Source organism: Bifidobacterium sp. LH_558, from assembly GCF_056356295.1.
Window position 1 is genome coordinate 526,220 of the sequence record NZ_JBKETZ010000001.1, and the last position, 14,877, is coordinate 541,096.

A 14,877-nucleotide genomic window follows, 5' to 3' on the forward strand; every position below is an offset into this window, starting at 1 on the left:
CGTTGGGCTACGCCACAGCGGCGCTGAACTGCTGGACCAGCGCCTCCAACCATGCGATGAGGTCGTCGTATTCGGCCGGCATCTGTTCGGTGATTTCAACGGTCGGCACATCGGCCTGTTCGGCGGATTGGACGATCTGGTCGGTGGTGGCGTTCGATTCCTGCGTGTTCACCACCAGCATGGCGATGTCGCCGCCAGCGAACGCGTCGATGAATTCCTTGAGGTCGGATGGGGTGGGTTCGCTTTCGTTGGCCGTGGCCTGCGCGTAGCCGGTGGGCGTGGCGTCGTTGAGTTCCAGATCGTCGGCCAGATAGGCGGCGACGGATTCGGTGGCGGCGTAGTTCAGTCCGCCCGTCTCGGCGGCGGCCGTCTCGATCGCCGATTCCAGAGCGGCTTCGCGCTCATGCCAGGCTTCGTTAAGACGTTCGAATGTGGCCTGGTTCTCCGGGTCGGCCTCGACGTAGGCCGCGGTGATCGCGTCGGCCGTGGCGGAGCGGGCGTCGGCGGAGAACCACACATGCGGGTTGTCGCCGGAGGTCTTGCCCGCGGCCTCGGCGGCGTCCACCAGCGTGGCCTGCGTGGATTCGGCGGCTTTGACGGCCCAGGAGTCGTAGTCGGCGCCGTTCACCACGGCGACCTGCGCCGAAGCGAACCGACCCACGTCCTGGGTGGTCGGCTCGTAGTCGTGGGCTTCCACGCCGGTGTTGCTCATGATGGTGGTCACGTCGACCAGATCACCGCCGAGCTCGCGCGCCACCGACCCCCACTGGTTGATGGAAGCGACCACGGCGATTCCCTCACCACCGGTGGTATCGGCCGACCCGCCTTCGCTCGTGCCGCAGGCCGTCACCACCGCCATCATCGAAATCGCCGCCGCGCCCGCCAGCGCCCGCTTCCACAGGTTCTTACGCATATCCTCAGCCTCTCCATTTGTTAATGAGATTCATTTTCATTAACAACCATACACTATCCCCAGCTACGAGAAAACCGCCTGAGTGTCTCGGTCCACGGGACACCGCTCATGGCCGCATCGAATAACCCCTGATATGCGAGAACCGCTCGATTGTCTCGAGCGGTTCTCATACGATTCCGGATCGTCGACCTCAAGCGGCGGCCCGGCGGATCCGGCGGATCACATCGCGTCTACGTCCACGTCTCCGCCGCCAGTCCACGTCACCGATAGCCCACGTCACTGGCAATCCGGGCACAGCCCGAACACCTCCAGAGTGTGCGATTCCACGGTGAACCCGTGGGCCGAAGCCACCTTGCGCAACCAGCTTTCGCTGGGCGGATCCACCTGAACGGTTTTGCCGCATCGCTTGCACACCAGATGATGGTGGTGCCCGTCGTCCCCGCACAGACGGAACAACTGCTGGCCGTCCAGCCGCACGGTGTCCGCCACGCCGGCGTCCGCCAAGGCGTTGAGCTGGCGGTACACGGTGGCGAGCCCCACCTTCAGTCCGTCATCCTCCAGCTTGCGATGCAGCTCCTGCGCCGACATGAACTCGTCGCATTCCTGCAACGCCGCGTGGATGGCGTCTTTCTGTTTGGTATTGCGTTCCATACGCTCGACCATGAAATCTCGGTCCTTTTCGTCCGACGGTCGGCCGGGCGCGTCAAAGCCCGGACGCCCGCCATCGTCGTTATCGCAGATCGTCCCAGCAGCCAGTGCCCTCGAGCGCCGCCACGGTCGCGGCGGTGTCGTCGGTGAGCACGGTGATGTGGCCCATCTTGCGGTCATGACGGCTTTCGGCCTTGCCGTAGTCGTGCACGTTCCATTCCGGATGCTCGCCGATCAGAGCGCGCGTCGGTTCGACATGCTGGCCGAGCACATTGACCATCACGGCCGGGCTGAGCAGCTTCGGCTGCGGCATGGGCCAGCCGGCGATGCCGCGCACATGCGCGTCGAACTGGTCGATGGAGCACGCCTCGATCGTGTAATGCCCGGAATTGTGCGGGCGGGGGGCGAGCTCGTTGACGACCACACGGCCGTCCGCGGTCACAAACAGCTCGATGGCGAGCGTGCCTGCGAGCGCGAATCCGCCCGCCAGACGCAACGCCAGCTCATGGGCGGCCTGGGCCACATCCTCGCTCACCTCGGCCGGGGCGACGGTCGTATGCAGGATGTTGTTGCGATGCTCGTTGCGCACAATCGGGAACGTGACGAAATCCTTGCCGTTGCCGGCCACGAGGATACTCGCCTCGAACGCGAAGTCGACGAAGCCTTCGAGGATGCTCGGTGCGAAATCCGCGAATCCGCGCACCTCATCCAGATCGGCTTCGGAACGCAGCACGGTCTGACCATGGCCGTCGTAGCCGCCGGAGCGGGTTTTGAGCACGGCCGGGTAGCCGATCTCTCCGAGCGCCGTTTCCAGCTCGTCGATGGAGTTCACCGCACGCCAGGGCGCGGTGTCGGTGCCGTGGTCGTTGATGAACTGTTTTTCGTTGACGCGGTCCTGCGTCACGCGCAGCAGGTCAGTGCCCTGCGGCGCTGCGGCCAGATGGCGCACCTCGTCGATGGCGTCCGCGTTCACGTTCTCGAATTCGTAGGTGAGTACGTCGCAGCGTTCCGCCAGCTCGCGGATGGCGGCGGTGTCGTCGTAGGCGGCGGTCACCTGAAAATCGGCGACCTGCGCGGTCGGGCAGTTCTCCGTAGGGTCAAGCACACCCACCTTGAATCCCATATAACGGGCGCTTATGGCCATCATGCGGCCAAGCTGGCCGCCGCCGACGATGCCGATGGTGGCACCGGGCATCAGTGTGGACACGCGTCCTTCGGTTTCCTCAGACAAGCTGGGCATTGGATTCCTCCACCTTCTCCTTCAGCCCGTCGCGGTATTCCTGCAGGGCCTGGGCCAGACGCTCGTCGGTGGTCGACAGGATGCTCACCGCCAGCAGACCGGCGTTGGTCGCGCCCGAATTGCCGACCGCGGTGGTGGCCACGGGGATGCCGCCGGGCATCTGCACGATGGACAGCAGCGAATCCCAGCCGGAAAGCGCATGGGAACGCACCGGAACACCAATCACCGGCAGCGTGGTCTGCGCGGCGACCATGCCGGGCAGATGGGCGGCACCGCCGGCACCGGCGATGATGACCTTGAATCCCTTGGCGCGGGCCTCATGCGCGAACTGACCCATCAGTTCGGGCGTGCGGTGCGCGGAGATGACCTGCTTGTGGTAGGGCACTTCGAACTGGTCGAGCACATCGCAGGCGCGTTTCATGGTCTCCCAGTCGCTGGACGAGCCCATAATCACCGCCACTTCGGGCGTGGTTGCATTGTCCGCCATTATCATTTACCTCCGGTTATTGAGAATCCGACTCCACTGTACGCCGCAAGGGCGAAGAATCATAGCCCGCCGCGGTTCCCGTATCCAGTCACCGCGACGGCGCGAGGGGCCGCTTAGTCGGCGATCTCGATGGCGACCTTGCCGAACACGTCGCCGTCGGCGACTTTCCTGAACGCGGCGGCCGCGTCGGCAAGCGCGTAGGTCGAGTCGATCACGGGATGCAGGTCCGCGTGTTCGACGAAGCGCAGCAGGCGGGCGAAGTCCTCGCGCGAGCCCATGGTGTTGCCCTGCACGCGGATGTCTTGGAAGAACACGCGGGTGAGTTCCGCGCCGGGCTGGTCGCCGGTGGTGGCGCCGCAGATGGCGATGGTGCCGCCGGGGCGCACCGACTTGATGGAATGGCTCCAGGTGGCCGCGCCCACCGATTCAATCACCGCGTCGACCTTTTTCGGCAGTCGCGCGCCGGCCTCGAACACGGCGTCCGCGCCAAGCTCCAGCGCCTTGGCGCGCTTGGCTTCGTCGCGCGAGGTGACGAACACCTCGAGTCCGGCCGCGTGGGCGAGTTGGATGGCCGCGGTGGAGACGCCGCCGCCCGCGCCTTGGATAAGAATCGTGTCGCCAGGTTTCACGTTCGCGGCGGTGAACACCAGCGAATAGGCGGTCAGCCAGCTCGTGCCGAGCGCGGCTGCCTCGACCAGGCTCAGGTTCTTGGGTTTGGCGAACACGTTCGCGCTGGGCACGGAGGTTTTCTCGGCCATGGTGCCGGGATAGTATTCGGAGAGGATGGTGCGGCGTTCGCCCGGCAGCACGCCGTTGCCGTCGTTGCCCACGAAGGTGTAGAGCACGACCTCATCACCGGCTTTGAGACCTTTGCGCACGGGGATGTCCTCGTCGAGGATGCCGGCCGCGTCGGTGCCTAGAATCATCGGCGTCTGCTCGGAGGAAAGCCCCACGCCTTTGAGACTCCACACGTCGTGGTGGTTGACGGTGGCCGCCTTGACGGAGATGGTGGACCAGTACGGGCGGGGTTCGGGTTCGGGGCGTTCGCCCACTTCGAGCATGTCCAGCGGGTTGTTGTAGTCGACTCCTGACGCGTATACGGCCTTCATGTGCGCTCCTTGCAATCCAGGCCGGCCCCCATGGCCGTCCGCTTGCCCCATATTACGACCAAGGTCGCATGGCCGCCCACATCCCAAACGTCCGTGCGACCTTTCCGCACACGGTTCGAACAATGCAACATCACACACAATGGCGGAAATTCAAGGTTTTTGACGATTTCATGTTCGTTTTCGAAGCGCAAAAGGGTCGCACGGGCGAGCTTGAGCCGGCGGTTCGTGCGTTCGGACATTAGGAGATGTTGGGGGCATTCGTCCAAAATGCCTCCGTTCGACCACCCGCGGCCATATCATGCACTTTCGTCACAGAGAATGGAAAGGAGCCGCGGGTATGAATGGCGCATTGTTGGGGAACATCGCCGGTCCAGCCGACGTGAAGGCGCTTGCGGCCGACCAGCTGCCCCAATTATGCGCGGAGATCCGCGGCGCGCTGCTCGACTATGGCAAGGAGCATGGGGGCCATATCGGATCGAACCTCGGCATGGTCGAGGCGACGGTCGCTCTGCATCGCGTGTTCGACTCACCCCGCGACCGCATCGTCTTCGACGTGTCGCACCAAAGCTATGTGCATAAGATGCTCACCGGACGTGCCGCCTCCTATCTTGACGCGGCACGCTACGACGAGGTGACGGGATTCACCAATCCGCTCGAAAGCGAGCACGACCACTTCGTGCTGGGGCATACCGGCACGTCCATCTCGCTAGCCTGCGGTCTGGCGAAAACGCGCGATATGGCGGCGCAGGCGGCGTCGCCCGCCGAGGGCGAACACGGCCGCTCCCCCATCGGCAATGTGATCGCCGTGATCGGCGACGGTTCGCTCAGCTCCGGCATCGCCTTCGAGGGATTGAACAACGCGGCCGAGCAGGGCGGCAATCTGATCGTCATCGTCAACGACAACGAGATGTCCATCGCGGGCGATTTCGGCGGCATGTACGGCCCTCTGGCACGACTGCGCGCGTCCAGAGGCACCGCCCAACCCAATATCTTCCAAGCCTTCGGATTGGATTACCGTTACGTCGAGGCGGGCAACGACGTGGCCGCACTGGTCGATGCCTTCGAGAAGGTCAAGGATATCGACCACCCCATCGTGGTGCATATCCACACGACGAAGGGGCTGGGACTGACTACCACCCGCCAGTCCGCGACCGCCCTGCGCGAGGGCGCGCCCTGGCATTCCGATCTATGCGATCTTTCCGACCGCGACCTGCATGCCGGCCAGTGCGAGGCCTCGCATTGGCAGTCGCCGGACTCCTCCGCGAACCGCCCGGACGACCCGCGCAAGCATTACGGCAAACTCGCCATGGCCGCATTGGAGGCCAGATTCGAGCGCGAGCCGGGATTGGTGGTCATCTCCCCCGCGACCCCGGGCTCGAACGGCATCACCCACGCGTTCCGCGAGCGCGCCGGCCGCCATTACGTAGATACGGGCATCACCGAAAGCCATGCGGTGGCGTTCGCCTCCGGCATCGCCAAGGCGGGCGGCACGCCGGTGCTGGCCACCACGGCATCGTTCTTCCAGCGCGCCTGGGACCAGCTGCAGCAGGAGCTGGCGTTGAACGGCACGCGCGTGACGCTGCTGGACTTCCTCGGCGGACTGTCCGGATCCGACAACACGCATTCCGGCGCGTTCGACATCACCATGTTCGCCAATATTCCGGGACTGACCTGCCTGGTTCCCACCGGCGAGCGCGAATTCCTCGATATGCTCGCATGGTCCACCAGCCCGGCGAACCGCGGCCCGGTGGTGATCCGCGTGCCCGGCGAACCGATTCTCGCGGCCGAACGCGCGGGTTCATACCCGTTGTTCACGGCCGAAGCCGACATGTCCGAGCCGGATGATTACTCCACCTATCGAATCACACATGCCGGCAAGGACGTTGCGATTCTAGGCTTGGGCAACACATATCCGCTGGCCGAGCGGGCCGCGACCGTGCTGCGGGAACAGCACGCCATCGACGCGACGGTGGTCAATCCCCGGCAGTGTTCAACGCTGGACACGCGCACGCTGGATGGGTTGCGCGACGCCCATCGGCTGATCGTCACCTTGGAGGACGGGCAGCTTGAGGGCGGCTGGGGCGAGAAAATCGCCGCCTATTACGCGAACACGGATGCGGCCACGCGCGCGCCGCATGACGGCGACGCTCCCGCGATGCGCGTGCGCAATTTCGGAGCGCTCAAGGAGTTCACCGACCGTGTGCCGTTGGCTCAGCTCAACGCCCGCTATGGGCTGACCGAAGGCGATATCGTCGCGGCCGTGCTCGACGCGCTCTGACGCCCGGAAACCGCCGACCCGCACACGCGTCACTCGTTGTTTTTGATGGCGTCCAAAGCTGGGATGCGCACGGCCTTGTTGGCCGGGCCGAATCCGGCGAGCACACCGACCATCATCGAGAACAGGACCGCCGCGAGGAACAGCCACCAAGGAATCACCGAAATGCGGGTCACGTCCTCACCGCCGACGATCGCATGCCAAAGATTGTCGGAACTTGGACCCCCCAATGCGAAGATGTTGATGCCCCACGAAACCAGTCCGGAGATCACGCAGCCGATCAACCCGCCGAACAGACCGATCGCACCGGCTTCGCCGAGGAACATCACGCGAATGTCGCGCACATAGCAGCCGAGCGCTTTCATAATGCCGATCTCACGCGTGCGTTCGGCCACCGACATGATCATCGTGTTCGCGATGCCAATCGCGGCCACGAAAAACGCCACCGCGCCGATGCCGCCCAGCGCCAGCTGCACGCCGCGCGACTGCTCTTCGATGCTTTTGCGCATCTCCTCGTACGATGACGTGCTGAAGCCCATCGCTTTGATCTGTGCCTCCACTTCGGGCACGTCGGACAGACCGGCGGTTTTGACCAGAACTTGGTCGTAGGTCACGGATTTCTTCGCATTCGACGGATCCACTTTGGCGTTAAGCTTCTTGAGGTCGTCGAGGCTCATGATGATGCCGGACGAGGTGGTGTAACCCTTGTTGTAGTCCTCTTTGAGTATGCCGACCGGCGTGTATTCGACGGTTTGCGTGGCCGACGTACCGGACGAGCCGCCCGTCACGCTGCCGTTCACGCTGACACCCATACTGCTACTGCTGCTGCCCATACTGCTCATCGTGCTGCTCATGCCGCCGTCGTAGTCCACGCCGGTGGTGAGCTGGAGCTTGGTGGTCAGCGGGTCGAAGAAGGGGTCCTCGCCTTCACCCTCCGAGCAGCCGTTCTCATCGCATATGTATTCGCCCGGACGGTCGCGCCAGTTGTTCATTTCGGAGGCGAAACGATCGATGAAATCGTAGGCGGTGTATTGGCCGACCAGCACTTCGCCGGATTTCAACGGCGCGCGCCCGTCAAGCAGTTCGTAGCCCATCTGGTCGAGCTGGGTGGTGTCGATACCCATCACGGAGATGTAGCGCCCCACATATCGCCCACCTGCCCCGGCGGAAGCGCTGGCACTGTAGAGATAGTTCGCCATCGGCGTCGCGCCGGAGACGCCGGCGATGGAGCGGAAGGATTCCACGGCCTCATCGTCAAGTTTGGCGGACTCCCCCGTCTCGCTCGAATTGGAGTAGCCTCCCGTCGAGCCGCCGCCGGTGTAGACGGTGATGATACTCAGGTCGCCCATGGATTCAAGCATCCGCTCGTTCTGCTCGTTGATGCCTTGGCCGATGGAGACCATCAGCACAATCGAACAGCAGCCGACGACCACGCCGAGTACGGTGAGGATGGTGCGCGACTTGCGTCGGAACAGATTCTGCCGGCACAGGCGCAGGATGTCGCCGAACCGCATGTCAGCTCCGGTCCGGCTCGCCAGCGGCGGGCAGATCGGTGAGCACCTGCGTCGCAGCCTCGTCCGACACGCCTTGCGTCATGGGAACGGCTGCACCGGCGGGAGCTGCGGCGCCAGCGGCACCGGCGGCCGTATCGCCGCTCGCCCAGTCATCCCACTCCTCGTCGATGTCGGCGTGCTTGCCGGCCTTGCGCTTCTTAAGACGCGTCAGCACCACCACCAGTACGACCACAACGGCCGCCACAACGGCGGCGATCGCCCACACCCACCAGGCGACGCCCTGCTGCGAATCGTCGATCATGCCATCGTCGATTATGCCGTCGTCGATGGGCGTGTATTCCTGCACGCTGAGCGTGACCGGGAATTCCTTGGTCTGCGACTGGCCGTTGGAATCCTCATAGGTGACGCGCAGCTTCACGTCGGTGCTTCCTGCCGCCAGCGGGGTGAAGGCGAATCCGATCTGGCCGGTGGCACCGGAGGCCACATTGCCGAGATATTGGGTGCGGACCAACGTATCGACCCCGTCGCCTTCGATGGCGGCTTCGACGTTGGAGATGTCGCCCTTGCCTTTGTTCACGTATTCCATCGTGACGGTGGTCTCCTCGCCGGCGTTGACGATATCCGGCACCACCGGATCGTTGATCTGGAAGCGGTCCGGCTGAATCACCGGCACGGAGATCTTGATATCGGAGGAGTTCGAGGAGCGCGCGCCGCCGTCCACATACTCGTAGCGGAAGCTCACGGTGACGGGTTGGGCGCCGCTTTGCGCGCTGGAGACGACCTGCATCGGCAGGCTTTGCGTCATCGTGTACCCGGCCCACAGCGAGTCGACGTAGAAAGTGTTCGTGCCGCCGGCGATGGCGAAGCTTTCGCCGCCGTCCACGGTCACCACCATATTCGAAACGGCCACCTGCCCCATGTTCTGGAAGGTGAATCCGAGGGTGAACGAGCTGCCGACCGACACCGAATTGTCGCCGTAGGAGAAGTTCGTGATGATGACGTTCGGCACCGGGCCTGCGATGGAGCCGGAACCGGAGCCGTCAATGCCGGAGCTGTCGGATCCATCCACCACAGGCACGACGGTGCCTGCGTCTCCGCCGGTGGTGGTTAGTACGGCGGCGTTCGCGCCTTCGGGCGAGTCCGCGCCGGCTTCGGCGAACGCGGCGGCGGGCGTGGCGAGGCAGGCGCCCGCCATCAGCAATGGGGCCAGCAGCGCGCACAACGGCGCGATTGTTTTGCGGTGGATGTTCGGCATAGCGGTTGTCCCTTCTTCGGATGAGGATCGGCGTTGAGTCGTTGGGTTGGTTCAGTGGTTTTGCGGTTCAGTGGTTCGACCGGGAGAAACATTCATTTGATCGCCGACGATGCGTCCGTCGAGGATGGTGACGATGCGGTCGGCATAGTCGGCCATCTGCGCGTCATGCGTGACCAACACGATGGTTTGGTTGAAGTCGCGGGCGAAGGAGCAGATCATCTCCATCACATCGTTTTTGGTTTTGGAATCGAGGTTGCCGGTGGGCTCGTCGGCGAACACCACCTCGGGCCGCGCCACGAAGGCGCGCGCGATGCCGACGCGCTGCTGTTGGCCGCCGGACATCTGCTTGGGAAAATGCCCGAGCCTGTGGCCCAGTCCGACCCGTTTAAGCGCGCCTCGGGCGATCGCCTCGCGCTTGGCTTTGGGCACGCCGCGGAACATCAGCGGCATGGCCACGTTCTCGACGGCGGTGAGGTTGGGCAGCAGATTATAGGACTGGAACACGAAGCCGAGATGCCGCTGTCGGAAGGCGGCCAGCTCGCGTTCGTCCAGCTCGGAGACGACCACGCCGCCGATGCGCACGCCGCCGCGCGTGGGCTTCTCCATACCGGCCAGTTGGTTGAGCAGGGTGGATTTGCCGGAGCCGGACTCGCCGAAAATGCAGCAGATCTGCCCGCGGGGGATACTCAGGTTGATGCGATCCAAAGCCACGACGGTTTCGTCGTCCACGGGGTATTCCTTGCGCAGGTTCTTGACCTCGATAATCGGACGGGATAAGGAGGCTCTCGCGACAACCGCGGGCTTCACAGCACCCATGCCATCCATAACACTCATACCGCCGGCGGAACCATCGCCGGCACCATCGCGTCCTCGCTCGACCTCTGCCATCCGAGACCTTTCTCCAACTCCCCTTCGCCTACGCGCCAGTATAGGCAACGCCACTCGGCGGCGCATCCCTTAAGGGTGTTCCCCGAGGGATTTGTGGACGCACGTCGACCGTCGGCGGAAAGACAGCCTGCCAATCCTGCGGCTCAGCGCACACCGTGAAGCTTCTGGTACTGCTCGCCCCACGCCTTCATCGCGTCGACGATGGGTTGCAGGCTGCGGCCGGTGTCGGTGAGCGAGTATTCGACGCGCGGCGGCACCTCGGCGTACACCTTGCGGCTGACCAGGCCGTCCTGTTCCATGGCGCGCAGGTTCGAGGTGAGCACCTTCTGTGAGATTTTGCCGACGGAGCGCTGCAGCTCGCCGAAACGCTTCGTGCCTTCCATCAGATCGCGCAGAATCAGCACCTTCCATCGGTCGCTGATCAGCATCAGGGTTGTCTCCACAGGACACGCCGGAAGATTCGTTGTTGCTGTCACTTTTCACCTCGTCGTTTCGTTGAAAACTCACAATACTTCCTTTTTGGTAAGTATACCACTTTATTGTGCCTACTTCCCTAAAGTGCGGTACTTCCCTATTGTGAATTATGTCGATCAAGCAATCAACAACCGTTAAGGAGATATCCCATGAAGATCGCAGTCATCGCAGCGAACGGCAAGGCCGGCCAGCTTATCGTCAAGGAGGCCGCCGATCGCGGCCTCGACGTCACCGCGGTGGTGCGCGGCGAAAACAAAACCGTGGCCCAGAACGCGCTGGTCAAGGACCTCTTCGACCTGACCGCCGCCGACCTCGCCGGTTTCGACGTGGTGGTGGACGCCTTCGGCGCCTGGACTCCGGAGACCCTGCAGCAGCACACCACCTCGCTGATGCACCTGGCCGACATCCTCTCCGGCACCGACACCCGTCTGCTGGTGGTCGGCGGCGCGGGCAGCCTGTTCCTCGACGCCACCCACACCGCACAGGTCAAGGATCTCGAATCCTTCCCGGAGGTCTTCAAGCCGCTCGCCAACGCGCAAGGCGACCAGTTGGTCGAACTGCGCAAGCGCGACGACGTGAACTGGACCTACGTGAGCCCGGCCGCCGACTTCCAGGCCGAGGGCGAGCGTAAGGGCGAGTACGTGCTCGCTGGCGAGGAGTTCACCGCCGATGCCAACGGCGTGAGCGCGCTGAGCTACGCGGACTACGCCGTCGCCATGGTGGACCTCGCCATCAACGGCGGCCACACGCGCGAGCGCGTCTCCGTCCGCTACTAATCCGACACACCCACCGTCATCCTGAGCGGAGCCAGCCACCCAACGTCATCGGCGTGGAGATGCTTCGACTTCGTTACACTCCGCTCAGCATGACGAATAACCATTATCAACGTCATCCTGAGCGGAGCGCAGCGGAGTCGAAGGATCTCCTGACGCTAAACCGGACGAGATCCCTCGACTACGCGCTTCACGCTCCGCTCGGGATGACGTATGGGCCTGCCATCTTCTCCCCACTTAGGATGACGTATAGAACGGCCACAGTACGCCCAGAATGCATGACAAGGAGAGGCCATGACTGACACCGAACTCAGCGAAACGTTGCGCTCGCTCATCGGCACCATGCTTGAGGAGCTCGGCATGGAGGCATCCGACTACAATCTGGACGATCAAGACTTCGACCAGCTGTGGCATTCCTTCCGCGCGCTGGCCAATACCCGCGCTCCGATCGAGGCGTCGCCCGACTTTCTGGAACAGCAGGACCGACTGCTGCGCGAGATGATCGCCCGCCGTGGCATCACCGATGCCGACGCGCTGCCCCGAACTGCCGCCGATCCACACCTGTCCGTTTGGCGCGGCGACATCACCACCCTGCGCGCGGACGCCATCGTGAACGCGGCCAATTCCGGTATGACCGGCTGCTGGTCGCCGAACCATTCCTGCATCGACAACGCGATTCACACCTTCGCCGGCGTGCAGCTGCGCCTGGAATGCGCGCGGCTGATGGACGCCCAAGGCCATGCGGAACCCACAGGTCAAGCGAAATCCACCGGCGCATACAATCTGCCGGCGAACCATGTCATCCACACCGTCGGACCGATCGCGGGCGGCAATCCCACCGACGAGCATCGCGCCCAACTCGCCTCCTCGTATCGCCACTGCCTGAGTGAGGCGGCGCGTCTGGGCTGCGCGAGCATCGCCTTCTGCTGCATCAGCACCGGCGTGTTCGGCTTCCCTCAGCACGAGGCCGCAGCCATCGCCGCGCGCGAAGTGCGCGCCTGGCTCGACGAACATGCCGACGCGGGCCTCACCCACGTGGTGTTCAACGTGTTCGGCGAAAAGGACGAAAGGATCTACCATGCCCTTCTGGACGAATAATCGACAACCCGAACAGGCCGGCACACCGGAACCGCAATCCGACCATAACATCGCTTGCATCGGCAATACCGAAACCGAAAGCCTGGCCGCCACCGTCAGCCATTCCGATACCGACACGGATGTATATCCCCAACCTGAGTCCACGGGCGAAGCTGGCGAGGAAGATATTCTCGCCGAGGCGCGCGAACTGATCGCGAACAGCGAGCGCGTGCTTATCGGCGCGGGCTCGGGCCTGTCCACGGCGGCGGGACTGACGTACTCCGGAGAGCGGTTCACCCGCAATTTCGGTCCGTGGATCGACAAGTACGGCATCACCGACCTGTATTCCTCATCGTTCTATCCCTACCCCACCCATGAGGAACGCTGGGCGTATTGGGCGAAGCATGTGGATTTAAGCCGCTACGAGCCGCCGGCGATGCCGTTGTACCGCCAACTGCTGGACGGTGTGCGAGACAAGGACTATTTCGTGCTCACCACGAATGTGGACGCACAGTTCGCCAAGGCGGGCTTCGACCCGTTCCAGATCTTCGCGACGCAGGGCGATTACGGGTTCATGCAGTGCATGCGCGGCTGCCATCAGCGCGTCTACCCGTTGGACGCCCTGGTGCCGCGGATGCTCGAGAGGACCGTGGATTGCGCGATTCCCAGCGACCTGGTGCCGCTGTGCCCAGTGTGCGGCGGGCAGATGATGGTGCATTTGCGCTGCGACCAGTATTTCGTGCAGGACGAGGCGTGGTATGAGGCGCAGCGGCGCTACAACCATTTCATCCGGCGAATGCAGGAGCGTCCCGACGTGCCGACCGTGCTGCTTGAGCTCGGCGTGGGTTGGAACACGCCCAGCATCATCCGATTCCCCTTCGAAGCGATCGCCGCGATGTTCGACATTCCGCTGATCCGCATCAACTATGATGACGCCCGCATCGATGCCGCGGATGTGCACCAAGGCTTCGAGCTCCAAGACGACATCGCCGCCCTCCTCCCCAAACTCCTGTAGACGACACGGCCTCACCTGACCCACGCCTTCCATACAGGTGAAGCCCTTTTGCCTCAGACGATCCCTCCGCGCACAGCCCATTCGTTGAAGAACCGTCAGTTTCAAGACCTCCGTCTCGTCCTATGTGATAGCCATACGATACATTGGCGTCAAGCAATGTTCTGGCGATGATGCAGGAATTCGTGTGGCCTCATACGGATTCATCATCTTGCATTCGGTGGGAGGTGAATGAAATGGTGAAAAGCTTGGCTTGGGGCGACGAAAGCGTGAGGCACAAGGGAATCCCTCATCCAATGTATGTGATGTGCGCCTGCACTATCGCCGATGAAGATGATGCGCGTGAAGTGTTGAAGAAGATCAAACCTTCCGGAGCCAACAAATTGCATTGGCGCCAGATGACCAGTAAAGACAAGCGCAAAGCTATGGCGACAATTGGAACTTTGGATTCGCTATCGTTCATCATTGCCTCAGAACAAATCAACCAAACCAGTGGGGAACGAGCACGGCGCAAATGTTTGGAGAGGCTCCTGCCTCTACTGGAACAGCACGGTGTGAACACTCTTATCTTGGAAAGCCGGACCGACGCACAAGACCAACGAGATCGTCAACTGTTGTCGTATATGCGCACCAGTCATATCCTCACGTCAATCAGACTTAATCACATCAGAGGTGCGGACGAGCCTTGTCTATGGCTGCCAGACCAGATTCTGGGAGCATATGGCGATACCCACACTGGCGAGATGGACTTTTCGGATTTTCTTAATGAGCGGGTGCTTGACGAGGTAATTCGATGCTGAGTAACGCGGAAGCCGGGCCCTATCATGTCACAGGGTCACCGGCTTCCACTTCCAAACCCACCCGCAGGCGGCTGGCCTCGCCTATCAATAATAGATGTTCCGCGTGAACAATTCAACTTTTCGAAACAGATAGCGAGCTTCCTCTTGCGGCCCTCTTTCTGCACGCCAGCCAACCAGCGGCTGCAGCGGAGGCCGCACTGGTTCGCTTTGAACCGAAACAACATCACTCGACGATATCAACAGCCATATGGAGCAACAAAAGAAGTCCTCACGAATAAGCAGAATCTCAACGAAGTGACCCCGGCCGGGCTCGAACCGGCGACCTTGAGATTAGAAGTCACATGCTCTATCCAGCTGAGCTACGGGGCCAAAACAACAGTCACTTACTGTAGCAACACCGGTACCCTTCCGG

At 62.8% G+C, this 14,877-nt stretch carries 14 protein-coding genes and 1 tRNA gene; 5 read left to right on the forward strand and 10 right to left on the reverse strand.

What is annotated here, in order from left to right; genetic code table 11:
* Positions 1-7: 7 nt before the first annotated feature.
* The 5 genes from AC1AV0_RS02495 to AC1AV0_RS02515 all read right to left on the reverse strand — a co-directional run bounded on the left by AC1AV0_RS02495 (position 8) and on the right by AC1AV0_RS02515 (position 4,397).
* Complete coding sequence (locus AC1AV0_RS02495) at positions 8-913, reverse strand: metal ABC transporter solute-binding protein, Zn/Mn family (RefSeq protein ID WP_476570820.1); 906 nt, start codon at positions 911-913, stop codon at positions 8-10.
* 276 nt (positions 914-1,189) lie between these two features.
* Positions 1,190-1,576 (reverse strand): Fur family transcriptional regulator, encoded by a 387-nt coding sequence (locus tag AC1AV0_RS02500; RefSeq protein WP_476570821.1) that lies wholly within the window; start codon positions 1,574-1,576, stop codon positions 1,190-1,192.
* Positions 1,577-1,643: 67 nt separating this feature from the next.
* The gene (gene purK / locus AC1AV0_RS02505) at positions 1,644-2,801 is read right to left on the reverse strand and encodes a 5-(carboxyamino)imidazole ribonucleotide synthase (protein ID WP_476570822.1); all 1,158 of its coding nucleotides are present in this window, start codon (positions 2,799-2,801) and stop codon (positions 1,644-1,646) included.
* A complete protein-coding gene (purE, locus tag AC1AV0_RS02510; RefSeq protein WP_476570823.1) occupies positions 2,785-3,288 on the reverse strand; it encodes a 5-(carboxyamino)imidazole ribonucleotide mutase in 504 nt (167 codons plus the stop codon). The genes purK and purE overlap by 17 nt, the downstream gene beginning before the upstream one ends.
* A 113-nt stretch (positions 3,289-3,401) precedes the next feature.
* Positions 3,402-4,397 carry a zinc-binding dehydrogenase gene (locus tag AC1AV0_RS02515; protein ID WP_476570824.1) on the reverse strand — a complete coding sequence of 332 codons (996 nt, stop codon included), beginning with the start codon at positions 4,395-4,397 and terminating at the stop codon, positions 3,402-3,404.
* A gap of 337 nt (positions 4,398-4,734) precedes the next feature.
* Between AC1AV0_RS02515 and AC1AV0_RS02520 the strand changes: the two genes are divergently transcribed.
* The gene (locus tag AC1AV0_RS02520; protein ID WP_476570825.1) at positions 4,735-6,675 is read left to right on the forward strand and encodes a 1-deoxy-D-xylulose-5-phosphate synthase; all 1,941 of its coding nucleotides are present in this window, start codon (positions 4,735-4,737) and stop codon (positions 6,673-6,675) included.
* Between the two features lie 29 nt (positions 6,676-6,704).
* Here the strand turns inward: AC1AV0_RS02520 and AC1AV0_RS02525 are convergent, their stop codons facing one another.
* The 4 genes from AC1AV0_RS02525 to AC1AV0_RS02540 all read right to left on the reverse strand — a co-directional run bounded on the left by AC1AV0_RS02525 (position 6,705) and on the right by AC1AV0_RS02540 (position 10,757).
* Positions 6,705-8,186, reverse strand: a complete 1,482-nt coding sequence (locus AC1AV0_RS02525) for an ABC transporter permease (protein WP_476570826.1) — start codon at positions 8,184-8,186, stop codon at positions 6,705-6,707.
* A gap of 1 nt (position 8,187) precedes the next feature.
* A complete protein-coding gene (locus AC1AV0_RS02530; RefSeq protein WP_476570827.1) occupies positions 8,188-9,441 on the reverse strand; it encodes a COG1361 S-layer family protein in 1,254 nt (417 codons plus the stop codon).
* Positions 9,442-9,492: 51 nt separating this feature from the next.
* Complete coding sequence (locus AC1AV0_RS02535; protein ID WP_476570946.1) at positions 9,493-10,257, reverse strand: ABC transporter ATP-binding protein; 765 nt, start codon at positions 10,255-10,257, stop codon at positions 9,493-9,495.
* 215 nt (positions 10,258-10,472) lie between these two features.
* Entirely contained in the window at positions 10,473-10,757 is a 285-nt protein-coding gene (locus AC1AV0_RS02540) for a winged helix-turn-helix transcriptional regulator (protein ID WP_476570948.1), read from the reverse strand.
* A gap of 195 nt (positions 10,758-10,952) precedes the next feature.
* Here AC1AV0_RS02540 and AC1AV0_RS02545 point away from each other — a divergent pair, with 195 nt between their 5' ends.
* From AC1AV0_RS02545 to AC1AV0_RS02560, 4 genes are all read left to right on the forward strand, one after another.
* Positions 10,953-11,579 (forward strand): NAD(P)-dependent oxidoreductase, encoded by a 627-nt coding sequence (locus AC1AV0_RS02545; protein WP_476570828.1) that lies wholly within the window; start codon positions 10,953-10,955, stop codon positions 11,577-11,579.
* Positions 11,580-11,870: 291 nt separating this feature from the next.
* Complete coding sequence (locus AC1AV0_RS02550) at positions 11,871-12,674, forward strand: protein-ADP-ribose hydrolase (protein WP_476570829.1); 804 nt, start codon at positions 11,871-11,873, stop codon at positions 12,672-12,674.
* A complete protein-coding gene (locus AC1AV0_RS02555) occupies positions 12,655-13,668 on the forward strand; it encodes an SIR2 family NAD-dependent protein deacylase (RefSeq protein ID WP_476570830.1) in 1,014 nt (337 codons plus the stop codon). The genes AC1AV0_RS02550 and AC1AV0_RS02555 overlap by 20 nt, the downstream gene beginning before the upstream one ends.
* A 167-nt stretch (positions 13,669-13,835) precedes the next feature.
* A complete protein-coding gene (locus AC1AV0_RS02560) occupies positions 13,836-14,465 on the forward strand; it encodes a hypothetical protein (RefSeq protein ID WP_476570831.1) in 630 nt (209 codons plus the stop codon).
* Positions 14,466-14,760: 295 nt separating this feature from the next.
* Here AC1AV0_RS02560 and AC1AV0_RS02565 read toward each other — a convergent pair.
* Positions 14,761-14,834 (reverse strand) — tRNA-Arg (locus tag AC1AV0_RS02565).
* Between the last annotated feature and the right edge of the window lie 43 nt (positions 14,835-14,877).